Below are 17,587 nucleotides of genomic sequence, written 5' to 3'. Positions count from 1 at the left end.
CTTAAAACGAAACAACAATTTAAAAATTAGAAATTATGAAACGTACAATTTTAATTATCGCAACAGTAGTATTTGGATTATTAAACCTTAACGCTACAACTGTAACAACAGAACCTAACAGTGCAACAACTGCAACAATGACCAAAGACGATTTAGTAAAAGTCTATGATTGGTATGTAAAAACAACTACTGGTGAATTTAGAGGCACAGCAAAAACATTATTTGACGCTAAAAGACGCGCCAATTTTGTTGGACAAAACGAAGTAGTCTTAGAACAAAAAATTAGTAACTATTTCATTTTAAAAAGTGAATTAAATAAGAAAGAAAGCAGACTGTACTTCTGGGAAGTAAAAAGTGAAAAAGGTGAAGCTAAAGGGTTTTCAACATCAGAAGTTTCAGCAAAAAGGATGATTCAGTTAGTTGCAAAAGGAGACGTGATCTCTTATAAAATCATTGCAAGTAAACAATTAAAATAAAAAAAGTAAAAAAAACCAGGGTAACAAAATCCTTACCCTGTTTATATAAACGTGTAACACATAAAAATTAGAAATCATGAAAACTTTAATTAACACAAAACAAATTTTAGGATCTTTATTATTAACTACACTATTATTTAGTAGTTGTAAAACAACAGACGACAACGATTTACCTCCGTTTGAAGCAACTCCAGCAACTGCACAAGAGTTTAAAAACATTAAAGATGAAGCGTTAGCAGACATTACTCAAAATTTCAGTTTTAATTCTGATGATGGTTACATCACATTAACTTCAGAAAATGGTGTGCAATTAGGAATAAACGGAGATTGTTTAACCCTTAACGGAAACGAAATTACAGGTAACGTAGATATAGAATATGTTGAAATTTTTGAAAAAGGTAATATGCTTACCACTAACAAACCTACAATGGGTACAATGCCTAATGGTGATAAAGCTATGCTTTTAACTGGTGGCGAATTTTTTATCGAAGCGACTCAAAACGGTCAAATTTTAGATACAAACTGTGCATTTAACTTATCAATACCAGCAAGTTTAACTGGTGGAGCAGACCCAGAAATGGTACTTTGGGAAGGTACAATTGATGAAGATGATAATTTAACTTGGGATGAAGTTGAAGATGCAACTGCACAAGGTGGCGTTTTTGTAGAAGGTGGACAATATTATGCCTTTTTAAACAACTTTGGATGGTCTAACGTAGATCGTTTTTATAGTGATCCTAGACCAAAAACTCAAATTCAAGTACAAGCTCCGGTAGGTTATAACCACACAAACAGCGCTGTATATTTATCTTATGATGGTGAAGACACAGGTCTTGCAGCCTTAGACACTTATGATGGCGCACTAAACTTATTTAGTGAGCATTATGGACAAATCCCAATTGGTTTAGAGTGTCATGTTATTTTTGTAACCGAAGATAATGGTCAATGGAGGTATGCTATCAAAGCAGTTACTATTGTAGAAAATGATATTATCACATTTAGTTTTGAAGACACTTCAGTAACCACAGAAGCTAGTTTAATTTCAATCATAAATGCGCTACCATAATCAATTTACCTACTTAGCAAAAACCAGAAATTTACATTTCTGGTTTTTGTGTTTTACCAAATCAAAATAATTATTGTTACATTTAATTACTTAATTCACAGAGTCATGAAACATTTAATCGCTATAATCCTTACTGTCTTTGCTGTTGTTTTGTGCTATTCTCAAGAAAATATTGCAAAAGACACCACGCAACGCATAGCCACAATAGAGCATAAATTTGAAGGAAATCAAGTAAAGTTTACACCAAACGCACCAGAATTAAACCAAATTGCTGGAGCACCTAAAGCGTTTTATACTAATTACTGGGAATTTGGTGATGGCACTTACAGCAAAGAAAACAACCCTACTAAAACCTATAAAAAGTCAGGTGAATACGAAGTCCACTTATGGGCAACCAACAATTACGACACTGGTAAAACTCCAACCTCAAGACCTAAAAAAATTAAGGTCACAAATGTAGATGAAAGCTATAATGAGGAAGCTAGTATGATCACAAATTTTGATTTACAACGCAATCGCGAGCCTGTTCCAGAAGAAGAATTTGTCGTTATTGTTAAATACAAAAACACAAAGGATTATGTCACCAATGGTAAAGTTTTTCTGTTTTATAACGAAAAACAATTTAAAGCAGACAATTTTGAAATTGCAGAAAGCAGAATGTATCATAATGAAAATGAAATTAGCACCGAAGATTTAGTATTCACCTCAAAATTAGATACCGATAATTATTACGCATCCGCGGAAAACAAAATACTTAAACTACAATCAAAGCTTCAAGATTCTACCGAAAAGCAAAACCTACCATTAACCTTAGAAGAATCTAAAGCTAAATACAACAACAATACTGCGTTTAGTTTTAAAAACATGCAACCAAACGAAGAGCGCAACGTATTTTACACCATAAAAACTACGCCAGAAATGATTAAAGATACTAGCGCTATTGTAAGTGTTAGAGGCATTTACGTACCAGATGAAAATTACGACAATCACAACGTCAAAGACATGGAAATGGAAATAGTCACTTCTCATGATCCAAACAAAATGTCTACTAGCGCGTTTTTAATGAATTATAGATTGGTGCGTTTTAAAAAGCCAAAATTTAAAATCAAATTTCAAAATAATGGCGAAGGACCTGCAAGAAAGATTCGTTTAGAAACTGATATTCCTGAAATTTTTGACAAATCAACTATTGAGGTTTTAGACATGTATCCTAAGGTTAAAATTTGCCCAAAATATGATGTAGAATACAGTTGTTTAGACACTACATATACGCAAAATCAAGCCATTTTCACCTTTAAAAACATTTATTTACCTGGTAGCGAGCAAAAAAACGTCAAAGAATACGACTCGACAAAAGGGTTTGTAAAATACAGAGTTAAGTTTGGCAAAAACTTTCATAAAATCAAAACCAAATCAAGAACAGCAATCATATTTGATAAAAACGAACCTATAATTACCAATTACTCCACTACTCGATTTATGCCTGGTATTTCTATTGGTGCAAAAGCTGGTTATAATTACTTTTTTGATTTAGACAATTCAAAAAGTTATTTTGTTGGCGCAACGCTTTCACCTTACAAATCGTATCGCTTTTATTGGCAAGTCGAGTTGTTAAACAGTTTGCATGAATTTGATGGCAGCACTCAAATTTCAGAACAAATCACAGATAATAGCGCTACTGGAGAATTACTTTTTAGACGCACAACAACATCTACCAGCTATAACAATATAGATTGGGAAGTTCCTGTTTTATTAAGGTATAACGTCAATAATTACATTGGTTTAGGCGCAGGTTTACAAGGTATGATTTCGGTAAGTCAAAAAGAAAGCACAACAACAACCATAGAAGATTACGAAAACATAAATACGTTTCCTGAAGCTTTGATTAGTAGCGAAACTATATCTACTGAAAACAAAGAATCTTTCACCAATTTTAGAAGTGGTTTTTTAGTTGAAGCTACAGCTGGTTTTGCTAGAATTGGACCTAGTATTGGTGCTAGATACATTTTTAATTTTAAAGACAATTACAACTATATGCAGTTTTATGCGATTTGGAAATTTTAATAAAAAACCAATTAATTTATAAATGAAATACAGCCTCATTTTCCTTCTTTTATTTTCCTTTTCTACTACTTTTTCCCAAGATTTAGAAGAAGCTATTTATGTGGCTACAGAAAATTTTAATACCAATAGAACTGCTGAAAGTTTTTCAACTTTATTAAAAAAAGAAGCCGATTTTAAAGTAAAAATCAAAACTATTGATGAGCAGTTAGCGTATTTCTTTTTATTGATTAATAAAGGACATTATTTAGACAATATAAACAAACAACCACAAGCTATTTTAGCTTATGAAACTGCTTGGAATATTTACAACAAACACCAATTAAGCACTATTACAGACTATGACGTAATAGACTATTGTCTAAAACCATTAGGTATTTTATATAATAAAGTTGGCGATTACACCAATGCAGAAAACACAATAAAGCAATACATTTTTATCGCTGAAAAAAACAAAAATAATCCACAACGTATTGCAGGCGCCATCAATTTAGCTCAATTATATTTTACAGCAGGAAAATTTGATGAAGCCATTAAAATTTCAGAAAACGGACTTCAAATTTCTGGCTTAACTTCTTCTAAAAAAGAAAAATTATTAGCCATAAAAAACAACAGTCAGATTGCTTTAAACAACTCTGAAGCCACTACCATAAAAACCGAAAACCCAGAAGTAAAATATAATCTAGCCCTAAAAAACAAAGACTACAAACAGGCATTATTGCACTTACGTGAAATGATTACAGAGCAATACAACAAACCTGAATTTTCAGCTAGAGCTATTGCTAAATTACACGTGCTTAATGCCCAACTTCATCTAAAATTGGATCACAAAAACGCTTGTGCTTTAGAATTAAAAAATGCTTTAAATGTTTTATTACCTAATCACGACACAAACGTGTTACCTAATTTTGAAGACCTATATGCAGAAAATACGTTTATAGATATTTTTGATTTACTTGGCAATATTCAAGTTAGCAGCACAAACGCTTTAAACTGTTACGATCGTAGTTTTTATGTCACCAATCTACTAACCGAAAACATCACTTCTCAAGAAGCAAAATTGCGTCATGCAGATAAAAATAGAAAACGAAGTGAAGCTTGTATAGCCATACTTTACCAAGATTTTAAAACCCTAAAAAAGCCAAATATTATTGTAAAAGCTTTGGCTTATGCCGAAAAAAACAAAGCAGCAATTTTAAAAGAAACTATTGCTAAAAAAAGCCTTTTACAACTGCATCCAAAAGACACTTTATTGATAAAAGAGCAAGTTTTATTGACAAAACAAGCAGATTTAACCAATCAACTTATAAAAGCTGAATTTGAAAAAAACTCTGAAGTAGTTAATGATCTAAGCTATAAATTATCCAAAATAAGTAATGATTTAAAAAACCTAAAAAATAAAATTGATTTAAGTTACCCTAACGATAAAAACGAAAATTTTATTGATGATTTAAAACGAAAACTCAAAAAAGAAAAAGCCTCTTTAGTCGAATATTTTTATGGTGAAAATAATGTTTACACCTTCATTATTTCAGATAAATCTTTACAGTTTTTTAAATTTAAAAGAGACGAAGATTTTGACGCTTCAATTTCAAATTATATAGATTATTTTAATTCGCCAAACGCTATAAATAATGATGTATCCAAGTTTACAACAGATGCTTTTAACCTCTATCAACAATTAAAGTTAAACAGAATAAAAGCATCCAACAACATTATAATAATACCAGATGGCTTCTTAAATTTTATTCCTTTTGAAAGCTTAATTACAAAAGAAACAAAGACGACCAATTACAGTAAAATGCCTTTTTTAATCCAAAAACAATGCATTGCTTACAACACAAGCGCAGAAATATTCTTAAAAGGAAAGCAACCAGAATTTGATGATCATGTTTTAGGAATATTTCCTGTGTTTAAAAACACTAAAAAGGCATTAACTTTTTCTGAAGACGAAGCCAAAAGTATAGATCAATTTACAGATGCCAAGTTTTTAATGTACACTAATGCAACTAAAAAGGACGCTTTTATACAAGCGGATAATTATGGGATTTTACATTTTTCTACACATGCAGATGCAGGTAGCTTTAGTATACCCGCAAATATCGAGTTTGCAGACGACAATCTATACTTAAATGAATTATACACAAAACAATTAGATAATAATTTAGTTGTTTTAAGTGCATGCGAGACTGGCATTGGTAAACTAAACAAGGGTGAAGGCAGTATGAGTTTAGCTAGAGGATTTCAATATGCAGGCATTGATCAATTAGTCTTTTCTCTTTGGAAAGTTAATGACAAATCTACGTCTCAAATTATGCATAACTTTTATAAAAACTATAGCAAATTTGAGTCTGTAGCTATAGCAAATCAAAAATCTAAACAGCAATATTTAGATGATAAGTCAATAACTAACGCAAAAAAATCGCCTTATTATTGGAGTGCTTTTGTCTATTATGGAACAACGACGATTAAAGGAAAATCCTCTATATTAATTTACTTACTTTTTACTTTTATTGGTTTAGCTATTACATTACTTTTATGGTCTGTTATTAGAAAACAAAAACATGGAAGACAAGCTTAAAGATTTTTTATTAGAACAAGATTATGTTCGTGTAAAGTTAAAACTTACTAAAACTAATCACTTTGAAATTAAAGCTACCATAAACGGAGTTAAAGGATTGTTTATTCTTGATACTGGTGCTTCTAATAGCTGTGTAGGATTTGAAGCTGCAGAAAAATTTGACTTAAAAAAAGTTAAAGATTCCAAAATATTAGCTGCAGGTGCGGGAGCAATAGATATGGCTACTCAAATTTCAAAAAAAAATAAAATAAAAATTGGACGACTTAAAATAGACAAAGTATCTCTTGTTCTATTTGATTTAAGTCATGTAAATATAGCTTTAACAAATCATAACTCTAAACCTGTTGATGGAATTATCGGTGCAGATATTTTAAAAAAAATAAAAGCCATTATAGACTACAATAAAAAATATCTTTACCTGAAGAAGTTTAAGTAAACATTTTTTATAACTTTAAATTAACTAAATCTACAATAAATGAGTGTTTCTATTGTCATAGCAGATGACCATCCTTTAATGTTAAGAGGTTTATCCGATTACATTTCTTCAAAAGGATTTAATATAATAGGTAGTGCAGAAGACGGAAAAACAGCCTACAACCATATTGTAAAACTTAAGCCAGATTTAGCGCTTTTAGATATAAGAATGCCAGGTATGACTGGACTAGAAGTTGCAAAAGCATGTTATAAAAACAATTTACCTACAAAGGTAATACTTATAACTTTTGATAATGAAGAACACCTTTTTGATCAAGCTAAAGAATACAATGTCTATGGTTATATACTAAAAGAATTTGCTATAGAAGAAATTGAACAATGCATAAATAGCGCTATAAAAGGTGAACCTTATTTTAGCCAAGAAATTGCTTCATATTTAAATTCAAAAATTAATTATTCTAGCAAAAACTTAAATAAACTTTTAACGCCGACAGAATTAAAAATTTTAAAATTGGTTTCTAATGAAATGTCAAGCTTAGAAATCTCTGAAACACTTAACTCTTCTATTAGGACAGTTGAAAAGCACAGAAGCAATATTGTAAAAAAACTAGATTTAAAAGCTTCTCAAAACGCACTAGCCATTTGGGCACAGTTAAACAAAGAGTTTATAAAAAACACTTAATACAATGTCTAAATATTTAAAAGAAACTAAGCAAACCCAAAGTAATACAATTATTTTGGGTTTATTTTTTAAGAGTTTTCGTAACATTTTCGTAAATATACGTAGACCTACGTATTTCACAGAATGTATTTATGCATTACTTTAGCATTGCTATTAATCAATTTTGGGAAAACTGAAAAAGGCTCTAAACCACTTAACCAAGGTTTGGGGCTTTTTTATTAAAAAAGGTTTTCGTAATGTTTTCGTAAATATACGTAGACCTACGTATTTTGTAAAAATTTTATATCATATAATTTAGCCTCGCTATTAAAATCAATTTTGGGAGAATTGATTAAAAGCCCTATTCATGCCTCTTTGTTTAGGGCTTTTCTACTTATTACAACTAGAAGTTTCGTTATTTTTTCGTAAATATACGTAGTAGTACGTATTTTATTTAATAAACATTACAATTACCTTTACAATGCTATTAATTAGTTCTTAGGGAGAATTATATTTTTAACTCTGCATCATATAATGGTGCAGGGTTTTAATTTTAAATTAAAAAAACAACAAAATGGACACAAGCAGATCAAAATACAGTAGTATGTTTATATTATGTATCATATTACTAGCAGTTGCAGTGGTTGCATTTAACTTATACTGCCTTTAAAGCATAAAAAAAGAGCTACTAAATAGTAGCTCTTTTTTTTATAACCTTATTTACTTTTTTAAAGTTCTAATGCTTTCTTAATATCGTTATCCATTAATAACTCAGAAGGATTTTCTAAAGCTTCTTTTACAGCTACTAAGAAACCAACACTTTCTTTACCATCAATAATTCTATGATCGTAAGATAATGCAACATACATCATTGGATGAATTTCTACTTTTCCATCTACAGCAATTGGACGCTCTATAATGTTGTGCATACCTAAAATACCACTTTGAGGCGGGTTAATAATTGGTGTCGATAACATACTTCCAAATACACCTCCATTAGAAATTGTGAATGTACCACCAGTCATTTCGTCTACAGTAATTTGTCCATCTCTAGCGCGTAATGCTAAACGTTTTACTTCTGCTTCTACTCCTCTAAAAGATAGGTTTTCTGCATTTCTAATTACAGGCACCATTAGTCCTTTAGGACCAGATACTGCTATACTAACATCTACAAAGTCGTAAGAGATCATTTCTTTACCATCTATCATAGAGTTAACAGCTGGGTACATTTTTAATGCTCTTACAACTGCTAATGTAAAGAAAGACATAAACCCTAAACTAACTCCGTGTTTAGATTTAAATTCTTCTTTGTATTGTTTACGTAATTCAAAAATTGGTGTCATGTTAACTTCATTAAAAGTAGTTAACATCGCTGTCGTGTTTTTAGCTTCTACCAAACGTTCTGCTACTTTACGACGTAACATAGACATTTTGCTACGAGATTGTCCTCTATTTCCTCCTGTTGGTGTACCCATAGATGGAACTGCTTTTACTGCATCATCTTTTGTAACACGACCATCTTTACCTGTACCTTGCACAGCACTTGCTTCTATACCTTTTTCTGCTAAAATTTTCTTTGCAGCAGGACTTGCTGTACCAGATGCATAAGTTTCTTTTGCTGGGTTTGGTGCTTTTTCTTCTGTATTAGGTGTAGATTTTTGATCTTGTGCTACATCTTTTTCTGCATTACTATTTCCACCTTCGTCACCACCTTTAAAGGTTGTACTTTCTGGCGCTTCTGCACTAGTATCGATTAAACAAACAACTTGTCCTACCTCTACAGCGTCTCCTTCTTCAGCTTTTAAGGTAATAATACCACTTGCTTCTGCTGGTAGTTCTAGGGTAGCTTTATCGCTATCTACCTCTGCAATTGCTTGGTCTTTTTCTACATAATCACCATCTTGAACTAACCATTCTGCTATTTCAACTTCTGTGATTGATTCGCCTGGAGAAGGCACTTTCATTTCTAAAATCATTGTGATATAATTTTATGCTTGTGTTTTGTTTTATTATTTTTTACTAAGTTGGAATCCTTTGATTTTATTTTCTTCATCTAGAAGAAAAAATGCTTCGCCAGTTCCGTTTTCAAATGTTACTATATAAGTATGTCCTGTTCGTACTATATCTTTTAACTCTCTACTCTTTATTTTACCTAAAGCTCCAGCATTAATTTCATTTTTAAAAAAAGTATTTACTTTTTCTAAAGTAAACGTTTTTTTAAAATTATCATCTAACATGTTATAAATAGCTCTGTAGTTATCATTATTATAATGTTTTGTAAAGATATCTACCGTTGTTTTATAATTGGTCTTTTCTGTATTTTGAGAAAATCCTATTGCAAAACTTAACATAGCTACAATTAATACTATTCCTTTTTTCATCTTTATTGAATTAAAAGCTTATCGCTGGTTATTTTTTGTTTTGTCAAAAACGAAATCTATGACTTCTTTATGACGTTTTTTAGATCTTACAGAACTTCCTGCTGCTGGTGCACCGTAAGGTCTTCTAGATGCTGCTCTAAAGCTTTTAGCTTCTTCTAAGTGCATCATCATATGCATGTATGCGCCCATGTTTCTTGGCTCTTCTTGTGCCCAAACCACATCTTCTACATGCTTATATTTATCTAAAATTTCTCTTATTTTTTCTACAGGTAACGGGAACAACTGTTCTATCCTTACTATAGCTACATCGTTACGGTTTAGATTTTCTCTTTCTTCATCTAAATCGTAATAGAACTTTCCTGTTACAAATACTAATGTTTTTACATCTTCGGTTTTTACTGAAGTATCTTCGATTACCGTCTGGAAACTTCCGTTAGCAAACTCTTCTACTGTACTAACACATTTTGGATGACGTAACAAACTTTTTGGTGTAAACACTATTAATGGTTTACGGTAATTAGATAACATTTGACGTCTTAACAAATGGAACATATTTGCAGGTGTAGTACAATCGGCAACAAACATATTGTCTTTTGCACATAATTGTAAGTAACGCTCCATACGAGCTGAGGAGTGCTCTGCTCCTTGACCTTCGTAACCATGAGGTAAAAGCATTACTAGTCCGTTTTGTGTTTTCCATTTATCTTCTCCTGAAGATATATATTGGTCTAACATGATTTGCGCTCCGTTACTAAAGTCTCCAAACTGAGCTTCCCATATGGTTAATGTTTTTGGGCTAGCCATAGCATAACCATAGTCAAAACCTACAACACCATATTCTGACAATAATGAGTTATAAATATAAAAATGACCTTGATTGTTATCTAAATTATTTAGTAATACTATTTCTTCTTCGCTATCTTCTACTTTTACAACTGCATGTCTGTGAGAGAAAGTACCACGTTCTACATCTTGACCTGTTATACGTACATCGTAACCTTCGGTTAGTAAAGTACCGTAAGCTAAATGCTCTGCCATAGCCCAATCCAACCTGTCCTCGTCAAACATGGTTTGTCTAGATTGGATTAATCTTTCTATTTTTCTGATAAACTTTTTATCTTCTGGCAAGTTTGATATTACTTTGGTAATATCTGCAAGCTTCTCTTTACTTGTTGTTGTATCTACAGTTTGCATCATTACTTTTTCGTCTACACGTACAAAATCTTTCCACGTGTCTTCCATAAATGGAGTAATGATTGTCTTATCTTCTTTTCTAGAATCTTCTAATTTTTCTTCTAGTTGGTCTTTATAATCTGTCTCTAATTGCTTTACGTAATCTTTATCTATAACTCCGCTATTAATTAGCTTCTCTGCATAGATATCTCTAGGATTTGCATGCTTTGCAATTGCTTTATAAAGTTTTGGCTGGGTAAATCTAGGTTCGTCTCCTTCGTTATGCCCATATTTTCTATAACCTAATAGATCTATAAATACATCTCTATTAAAGTTCATTCTAAAATCTAAAGCAAATAGCATAGCGTGTACTACAGCTTCGGCATCGTCTGCATTAACGTGTAATACTGGTGACAAGGTTACCTTACCAACATCTGTACAATAGGTACTAGATCTGGCGTCTAAATAATTTGTTGTAAATCCTACTTGGTTATTTACTACAACATGTATAGTTCCGTTTGTTTTGTAACCGTCAAGTTGAGCCATTTGAACAATCTCGTAAACTAAACCTTGACCTGCAATTGCTGCATCACCATGTACTACAATTGGTAATACTTTACTAAAGTTATCTTTATGTTTTTGATCTTGTTTTGCTCTAGATATACCTTCTACCACTGCTCCTACTGTTTCTAGATGCGAAGGGTTAGGCGCTATACTTAAATTTATTTTTTTTCCTGTATCTGTACTACGTTGACTTGTCCAACCTAAATGATATTTAACATCTCCGTCAAAAACTTCTTCTTCATAATCTTTACCATCAAACTCGCTAAAAATATCTTTTGCAGATTTACCAAAGATATTTGTTAGGGTACTTAAACGACCTCTGTGTGCCATACCCATTACAAACTCTTCTACACCTAGCTCTGCTGCTTTTTCTATTACTGCATCTAATGCAGGGATTAACGATTCTCCTCCTTCTAAAGAGAAACGTTTTTGCCCAACGTATTTAGTGTGTAAAAAGGTTTCAAAAGAAACAGCTTCGTTTAACTTTTTAAGAATGTGTTTTTTCTGTTCTGAAGAAAAATTTGGCTGATTATCATTAATATTCAGCTTATTTTGTATCCATTTGATTTCTTCTGGCTGACGTATATACATATATTCAATACCAATAGAATCACAATAAATACTATTTAAGTGTTTTAAAATTTCTCTTAAAGATTGTGTACCTATACCTAAAATTTCACCTGCATTAAACTGGGTATCTAGGTCTGCTTCAGACAAACCAAAATTTGCTAGTTCTAATGTTGGCGCGTATTTTCTACGCTCTCTAACTGGATTGGTTTTAGTAAAAAGATGACCTCTACTACGGTAACCATCTATTAAATTTACTACCTGAAATTCTTTTTGAAGATGCTCTGGTATTTGTGCCGAGACACCTTCTACAATTTCTCCTTCCATTCCATAGTTTTCACTTCCAAAGTCATAACCTTGAAAAAATGCTCTCCAACTTGGCTCTACAGAGTCAGGGTTTTTTAAATATTGATCGTATAATTCAGCAAAGTATGCTGTATGTGCTGCGTTTAAAAAGGAATATTTATCCATTATTATGTGTAAGTCGTGTTCGCTTCAACAAAATTTTATCAAAAATACAACTTTTACCAAATATAGCGATGGTTTTATTATATTTATAACGTTTACATTTAACTAAATTGATGATTATGAAAAATATCCCCTTAAAACAACTTGATTTTAAATTATTGCTAATATTTAGTGTGTTTTTTACGAGTTTATCATTTTGTCAAGGAAATTTAACAAAAAACAAAAGTGATTTCTGGGAAAACGTAAGATTTGGTGGCGGTTTTGGTTTAAGTACAGGCGATGGTTTTTTTAGCGCCACCTTAGCACCTAATGCTATCTATCAATTTAATAGTAAATATGGATTAGGTGTTGGTTTAAATGGGACGTATAATAGACAAAAAAATGTTTATAAATCTACAATTTTTGGAGGTAGCGTTATTGGAATTTACAATCCTATAAATGAAATACAACTTTCTACTGAATTTGAAGCTTTAAATGTTAATAGAAAGTTTGAAGGTAACTTTTCTAATAATCTAGATAATAATTATTGGTATCCTGCTCTTTTTGTAGGTGCTGGTTACCGTACAAACAACATTACTTTTGGCATAAGATATGATGTTTTATATGACGATAACAAAAGTATTTATGCAAACTCATGGATGCCTTTTGTTAGAGTTCTTTTTTAAAAACAATTAGATTGATCTAATATAATTTAACCTCTTTTTAATTAAACAAAGAGGTTTTTTATTGATATTTCTTTAATTAGGGTAAATTTGTCCTAATTATGATTTTTATCATATTTTAAGCTTCCTTCTATTTATAATTTTGTCATAATATTTTAATTTAATAAAAACCCATCTAAAACTAGATACTATGAAAACAACACTAAAACTTATGACAATTTTTTTCTCTGCGATAATAATTAGTTGTGGCGGTAAAGAAGAAAAGAAAAAGGAAACATTTTCTTATAAAAAGAAAACAACAACAGAAAAAACAACAACAAATGCTCCTAAAAAAATAAAAGCTTCTGACAAAGTAGTTTTAGATAACAAAGGTGTAGGACCTATAAAAAACATTGATTTAGGTGCTGAAATAGATAAAAAAATGGCAACACAAGGCTCTGAGATATTTAAAAAAATGTGTACTGCTTGCCACAGACCTGACAAGAAATTTATTGGTCCAGCTCCTGCTGGCATCTTAGATCGTCGTGCGCCAGAATGGGTAATGAATATGATTTTGAATCCTGAAGTTATGGTTAAAGAAGACCCATTAGCTAAAGAACTTTTAATAGAATTTAATGGAGCACCAATGGCAAATCAAGGACTATCAGAAGAAGATGCCAGAGCTGTATTAGAATATTTTAGAACCTTAAAATAACAAACCATGAAAAAACCAATTAAAATCTTGTTTTTAACCTTTACAATTGCAGTTTTATTCTACTCTTGTAAGAATGCAAACAAAGACTCAACAACCACAACAGAAGTTACTAACGAAGCCTCAAAACCTTCAAAAAAGTCTGGACAAGCCTTTATTGAGGATGATAAGAGTTCAACTGTTTTAAGTATTGCAATGGGCTCTAAAGACCATACAACACTTGTAGCAGCTGTACAAGCTGCGTCTTTAGAAAACGCTTTAGTAAACGCAGGACCATTAATGGTTTTTGCTCCTACTAATGAAGCTTTTGAAGCTTTACCAGAAGGAATAGTAGACAATTTATTAAAACCTGAAAACAAAGATGCTTTAGCTAATATCTTGAAGTATCATGTAACTCCAGGAAACTACTCCAAAGACTTTTTAAAGAAATTTAAAAAATTAGGTCAAGCTAACAACGCCTATGTAAAAGTAGAAGTAATTGATAACGAACCCATGATTGGTGGTGCTAAAATACTAGCTAGTATTAATGCTGGTAACGGCATAGTCCACGTCATTGATAAAGTTTTATTACCACCTTCAGAATAACTACAAACACTATTTAAAAATAAACAAAAATGAAAAAAATATTAAAATCAACACTTGCAATTGTAGCGGTATTTGCCGCATTTACAAGCTGTAATAACTCTGGTAAGTCTGGCGGAAAATCTGGAGCCTTATCAAGTAACATAGCCGAAAAAGTCTATGTAGCTCCTGGTGAGCACGACTCGCATTACGCCTTTATTTCTGGTGGTTACAGTGGAAATTTAACCGTTTACGGCTTACCATCTGGTAGAATGTTTAAAGAAATACCTGTGTTTTCACAGTTTCCTACTTCAGGTTATGGATATTCTGAAGAAACAAAACCAATGCTAAATACCTCTCATGGATTTATTCCTTGGGGAGATTCTCACCATCCAGATATTTCTCAAACCAATGGAGAAATTGATGGTCGTTTTATTTTTATAAATGAAAATAACACACCAAGAATAGCAAAAATTGACTTAAAAACTTTTGAAACTACCGAAATTATTGAAGTACCAAATAGTGCTGGTAATCATAGTTCTTCATTTGTCACAGAAAATACAGAGTATGTAGTAGCAGGAACACGTTTTTCTGTACCTGTACCACAACGTGATATGCCAATTAAAGAGTATAAAGGTAATTTTCAAGGTGCACTATCATTTATTAGCGTAGCACCAGAAACAGGTAATATGGATATCAAATTCCAAGTTTTAATGCCTGGTTTTAACTACGACTTATCACATCCTGGACGCGGAAAATCTCATGGTTGGTTTTTCTTCACTACTTATAATACTGAAGAAGCAAATACACTACTAGAGGTTAACGCTTCACAAAACGATAAAGATTTTATTGCAGCTATTAACTGGAAAAAAATTGAAGAATACGTAAATAACGGAGGCGGAAAAATGATGCCTGCAGAGTATGCACACAATGTCTATGACGAGCATACACACACTGCAACTTCTACAATGAAAAAAGAAGTACGTGTGATTAATCCAACTGAAGTACCAGGAGCTGTATATTTCTTACCAACACCAAAATCTCCTCATGGTTGTGATGTAGATCCTTCTGGAGAATATATTGTTGGTAATGGTAAGCTATCTGCCAACTTAACAGTGCATTCATTCTCTAAAATGTTAAAAGCTATTGAAGGTGAAAAGTTTGCTGGTGAAGCATACGGAATTCCGATCTTAAATTTTGAAGATGTTTTAGCAGGATCTGTTGAACAGCCTGGACTTGGCCCATTACATACTGAGTTTGATGGTGAAGGAAATGCATATACGACTTTCTTTATTTCATCTGAAGTTGTAAAATGGAAATTAGGAACTTGGGAAGTCATTGACAGAAAACCTACATATTACTCAGTTGGTCACTTAACAATTCCTGGAGGAAACTCAAGAAAACCACAAGGTAAATACATGTTTGCGATGAATAAAATCACAAAAGACAGATACTTACCAACTGGACCAGAAATGGAACATTCGGCTCAATTGTACGATATTTCTGGAGAGAAAATGGAACTATTGTTAGATTTCCCTACACACGGAGAGCCTCATTATGCTGCTGCAATGGAAGCAGACTTAGTAAAAGAACGTTCTCAAAAAATCTACAACTTAGAAGAAAATAAACATCCTTACGCTGCTTTTTCAGATTCAGATGCTAAAGTGGTAAGAAAAGGTAATGAAGTTCATATTTATATGACTACTATTAGAAGTCACTTTACACCAGATAATATTGAAGGTATCAAATTAGGTGACAAAGTATTTTTCCATGTCACTAATTTAGAGCAAGATTTTGATGTACCTCATGGATTTGCGGTACTAGGACAAAACACATCTGAGTTGTTAGTTATGCCTGGACAAACAAAAACATCTGTTTGGGAACCTACTAAAGTTGGTGTATGGCCATTTTATTGTACAGATTTCTGTTCTGCACTACACCAAGAAATGCAAGGTTATATAAGAGTATCACCTAAAAATTCTGATGTACCATTAAAATGGTCAATGGGAGAAGACATAGAATAACAAATCTATAAAATTAGAGAGATTTTGTTTTAGTGTTTATTTCTCTAACTAAGGCGAGAGTTGTTTTTCGCTCTCGCCTTTCTATTAAATACACTACAACAAATAAAAATATAAAAGTTAATTATTGTATTATGAAAAAGTCTAACCTCATAATGTTCTTGGCAGCTATTTTACCATTAGGATTATTTTTATTTCCGCTTTGGAAAATTACGCTGGAAGCACCACAATATCCTACACCTTTAGGTATGTATATACATATTAATGACTTTGTAGATGCCAATCCGCATGATATTAAAAACATAAACTTAATGAATCATTATGTTGGGATGCAATATATTCCAGAAGCAATTCCGGAGTTTAAAATTTTTCCAGCTGGTATTATTATAACAACAATTTTAGGATTGCTAATTGCTTGGAAAGGAAATTACAAATGGTTTTTAGGCTGGTTTATATTAATGATTATTTTAAGTGCTGCCGGAATGTATGACTTTTACCTCTGGGAACACGATTATGGTCACAATTTAGACCCAAAAGCCATCATGAAGTTTACCAATCCGGATGGGACCCAAATGGGATTTCAGCCACCACTTTTTGGAAGTAAAGACATCTTAAATTTTAGAGCACATTCGTATCCTCAATTTGGAGCATTATTTTTAGGTTTAGGTATTGCTGCAGGATTTGTTGCTTATTTTATAGGTAAAAAAAGACATAAAAAACTCCCTTCTTAAATAAACCCTTCCCTTTAGGAAGGATTTAAGATCGGAAAAAAACACTAAAAATGAAAACACTAAAACACTATATATTTATTTCATTACTGCTATTAGTTTTTAGCTGTAATGTTTCACCAAAACCAATAGACTACGGAAGCGATGGCTGTCATTTTTGTAAAATGACTATTGTAGATAAAGTACATGCTGCAGAGATTGTTACTAAAAAAGGAAAAGTTTACATGTTTGATGCAACAGAATGTATGATTAATTTCAGAAAAGATTTTGACACATCTGAGATTGAACTTTATCTATCAAACAACTACACAGAACCAGAAGCTTTAATAGACGCTACCGAAGCTACATTTTTAATCAGTAAAAATATTCCAAGTCCAATGGGCGCATTTCTATCTGCTTTTAAAAATGAAGCAGATGCTAAAGAATTTCAAGCTGAAAAAGGTGGCGATTTATATACCTGGGAAGAATTACTAGCCAAATTTAAAGACTAG

Annotated in this window: 15 protein-coding genes; 12 read left to right on the top strand and 3 right to left on the bottom strand. The window is 31.9% G+C overall.

Features of this window, described 5'->3' with window-relative positions:
- The first annotated feature begins 35 nt into the window (after positions 1-35).
- The 6 genes from INR78_RS06960 (at position 36) to INR78_RS06935 (ending at position 7,301) form a co-directional block, all read left to right on the top strand.
- Positions 36-476 carry a hypothetical protein gene (locus INR78_RS06960; RefSeq protein WP_223075954.1) on the top strand — a complete coding sequence of 147 codons (441 nt, stop codon included), beginning with the start codon at positions 36-38 and terminating at the stop codon, positions 474-476.
- 76 nt (positions 477-552) lie between these two features.
- The gene (locus INR78_RS06955) at positions 553-1,542 is read left to right on the top strand and encodes a hypothetical protein (protein ID WP_223075953.1); all 990 of its coding nucleotides are present in this window, start codon (positions 553-555) and stop codon (positions 1,540-1,542) included.
- Between the two features lie 105 nt (positions 1,543-1,647).
- On the top strand, positions 1,648-3,606 hold the full coding sequence (locus tag INR78_RS06950; protein ID WP_223075952.1) for a PKD domain-containing protein: 1,959 nt from the start codon (positions 1,648-1,650) through the stop codon (positions 3,604-3,606).
- A 22-nt stretch (positions 3,607-3,628) separates the two neighbouring features.
- On the top strand, positions 3,629-6,184 hold the full coding sequence (locus INR78_RS06945) for a CHAT domain-containing protein (protein ID WP_223075951.1): 2,556 nt from the start codon (positions 3,629-3,631) through the stop codon (positions 6,182-6,184).
- Positions 6,168-6,620: a retropepsin-like aspartic protease gene (locus tag INR78_RS06940; protein ID WP_223075950.1), complete on the top strand. Its 453-nt coding sequence runs from the start codon at positions 6,168-6,170 to the stop codon at positions 6,618-6,620. The genes INR78_RS06945 and INR78_RS06940 overlap by 17 nt, the downstream gene beginning before the upstream one ends.
- Before the next feature lie 39 nt (positions 6,621-6,659).
- On the top strand, positions 6,660-7,301 hold the full coding sequence (locus tag INR78_RS06935) for a response regulator transcription factor (RefSeq protein WP_027879502.1): 642 nt from the start codon (positions 6,660-6,662) through the stop codon (positions 7,299-7,301).
- A 707-nt stretch (positions 7,302-8,008) separates the two neighbouring features.
- On the opposite strand, the gene odhB is transcribed toward INR78_RS06935, so the two are convergent.
- Genes odhB through INR78_RS06920 form a run of 3 tightly spaced genes read right to left on the bottom strand, consistent with a single transcriptional unit; the run spans position 8,009 to position 12,436 of the window.
- Positions 8,009-9,256: a 2-oxoglutarate dehydrogenase complex dihydrolipoyllysine-residue succinyltransferase gene (gene odhB / locus INR78_RS06930; RefSeq protein WP_106677385.1), complete on the bottom strand. Its 1,248-nt coding sequence runs from the start codon at positions 9,254-9,256 to the stop codon at positions 8,009-8,011.
- 33 nt (positions 9,257-9,289) lie between these two features.
- Positions 9,290-9,661, bottom strand: coding sequence for a DUF3887 domain-containing protein (locus INR78_RS06925; RefSeq protein WP_106677383.1), 372 nt, complete (start codon positions 9,659-9,661; stop codon positions 9,290-9,292).
- A gap of 18 nt (positions 9,662-9,679) precedes the next feature.
- Positions 9,680-12,436, bottom strand: a complete 2,757-nt coding sequence (locus INR78_RS06920) for a 2-oxoglutarate dehydrogenase E1 component (RefSeq protein ID WP_223075949.1) — start codon at positions 12,434-12,436, stop codon at positions 9,680-9,682.
- A gap of 116 nt (positions 12,437-12,552) precedes the next feature.
- Here INR78_RS06920 and INR78_RS06915 point away from each other — a divergent pair, with 116 nt between their 5' ends.
- The 6 genes from INR78_RS06915 to INR78_RS06890 all read left to right on the top strand — a co-directional run bounded on the left by INR78_RS06915 (position 12,553) and on the right by INR78_RS06890 (position 17,587).
- Positions 12,553-13,098, top strand: coding sequence for an alpha-ketoglutarate decarboxylase (locus INR78_RS06915; RefSeq protein WP_255592964.1), 546 nt, complete (start codon positions 12,553-12,555; stop codon positions 13,096-13,098).
- Positions 13,099-13,285: 187 nt separating this feature from the next.
- Entirely contained in the window at positions 13,286-13,789 is a 504-nt protein-coding gene (locus INR78_RS06910) for a cytochrome c (RefSeq protein ID WP_223075948.1), read from the top strand.
- A gap of 6 nt (positions 13,790-13,795) precedes the next feature.
- Positions 13,796-14,371, top strand: a complete 576-nt coding sequence (locus tag INR78_RS06905; protein WP_223075947.1) for a fasciclin domain-containing protein — start codon at positions 13,796-13,798, stop codon at positions 14,369-14,371.
- 29 nt (positions 14,372-14,400) lie between these two features.
- A complete protein-coding gene (nosZ, locus tag INR78_RS06900; RefSeq protein WP_223075946.1) occupies positions 14,401-16,371 on the top strand; it encodes a Sec-dependent nitrous-oxide reductase in 1,971 nt (656 codons plus the stop codon).
- 131 nt (positions 16,372-16,502) lie between these two features.
- Positions 16,503-17,099 carry a hypothetical protein gene (locus INR78_RS06895; protein WP_027879510.1) on the top strand — a complete coding sequence of 199 codons (597 nt, stop codon included), beginning with the start codon at positions 16,503-16,505 and terminating at the stop codon, positions 17,097-17,099.
- Between the two features lie 50 nt (positions 17,100-17,149).
- A complete protein-coding gene (locus tag INR78_RS06890; protein ID WP_027879511.1) occupies positions 17,150-17,587 on the top strand; it encodes a nitrous oxide reductase accessory protein NosL in 438 nt (145 codons plus the stop codon).

The organism is Mesoflavibacter sp. SCSIO 43206 (genome assembly GCF_019904215.1).
Lineage (GTDB): Bacteria > Bacteroidota > Bacteroidia > Flavobacteriales > Flavobacteriaceae > Mesoflavibacter > Mesoflavibacter zeaxanthinifaciens.
This window is presented reverse-complemented; position numbering and strand designations above follow the sequence as displayed.

Bases quoted from the DNA above. Each gene is read 5' to 3' on its own strand.
- INR78_RS06960 (WP_223075954.1), top strand. From the start codon at position 36: ATGAAACGTACAATTTTAATTATCGCAACAGTAGTATTTGGATTATTA.
- INR78_RS06955 (WP_223075953.1), top strand. From the start codon at position 553: ATGAAAACTTTAATTAACACAAAACAAATTTTAGGATCTTTATTATTA.
- INR78_RS06950 (WP_223075952.1), top strand. From the start codon at position 1,648: ATGAAACATTTAATCGCTATAATCCTTACTGTCTTTGCTGTTGTTTTG.
- INR78_RS06945 (WP_223075951.1), top strand. From the start codon at position 3,629: ATGAAATACAGCCTCATTTTCCTTCTTTTATTTTCCTTTTCTACTACT.
- INR78_RS06940 (WP_223075950.1), top strand. From the start codon at position 6,168: ATGGAAGACAAGCTTAAAGATTTTTTATTAGAACAAGATTATGTTCGT.
- INR78_RS06935 (WP_027879502.1), top strand. From the start codon at position 6,660: ATGAGTGTTTCTATTGTCATAGCAGATGACCATCCTTTAATGTTAAGA.
- odhB (WP_106677385.1), bottom strand. From the start codon at position 9,256: ATGATTTTAGAAATGAAAGTGCCTTCTCCAGGCGAATCAATCACAGAA.
- INR78_RS06925 (WP_106677383.1), bottom strand. From the start codon at position 9,661: ATGAAAAAAGGAATAGTATTAATTGTAGCTATGTTAAGTTTTGCAATA.
- INR78_RS06920 (WP_223075949.1), bottom strand. From the start codon at position 12,436: ATGGATAAATATTCCTTTTTAAACGCAGCACATACAGCATACTTTGCT.
- INR78_RS06915 (WP_255592964.1), top strand. From the start codon at position 12,553: ATGAAAAATATCCCCTTAAAACAACTTGATTTTAAATTATTGCTAATA.
- INR78_RS06910 (WP_223075948.1), top strand. From the start codon at position 13,286: ATGAAAACAACACTAAAACTTATGACAATTTTTTTCTCTGCGATAATA.
- INR78_RS06905 (WP_223075947.1), top strand. From the start codon at position 13,796: ATGAAAAAACCAATTAAAATCTTGTTTTTAACCTTTACAATTGCAGTT.
- nosZ (WP_223075946.1), top strand. From the start codon at position 14,401: ATGAAAAAAATATTAAAATCAACACTTGCAATTGTAGCGGTATTTGCC.
- INR78_RS06895 (WP_027879510.1), top strand. From the start codon at position 16,503: ATGAAAAAGTCTAACCTCATAATGTTCTTGGCAGCTATTTTACCATTA.
- INR78_RS06890 (WP_027879511.1), top strand. From the start codon at position 17,150: ATGAAAACACTAAAACACTATATATTTATTTCATTACTGCTATTAGTT.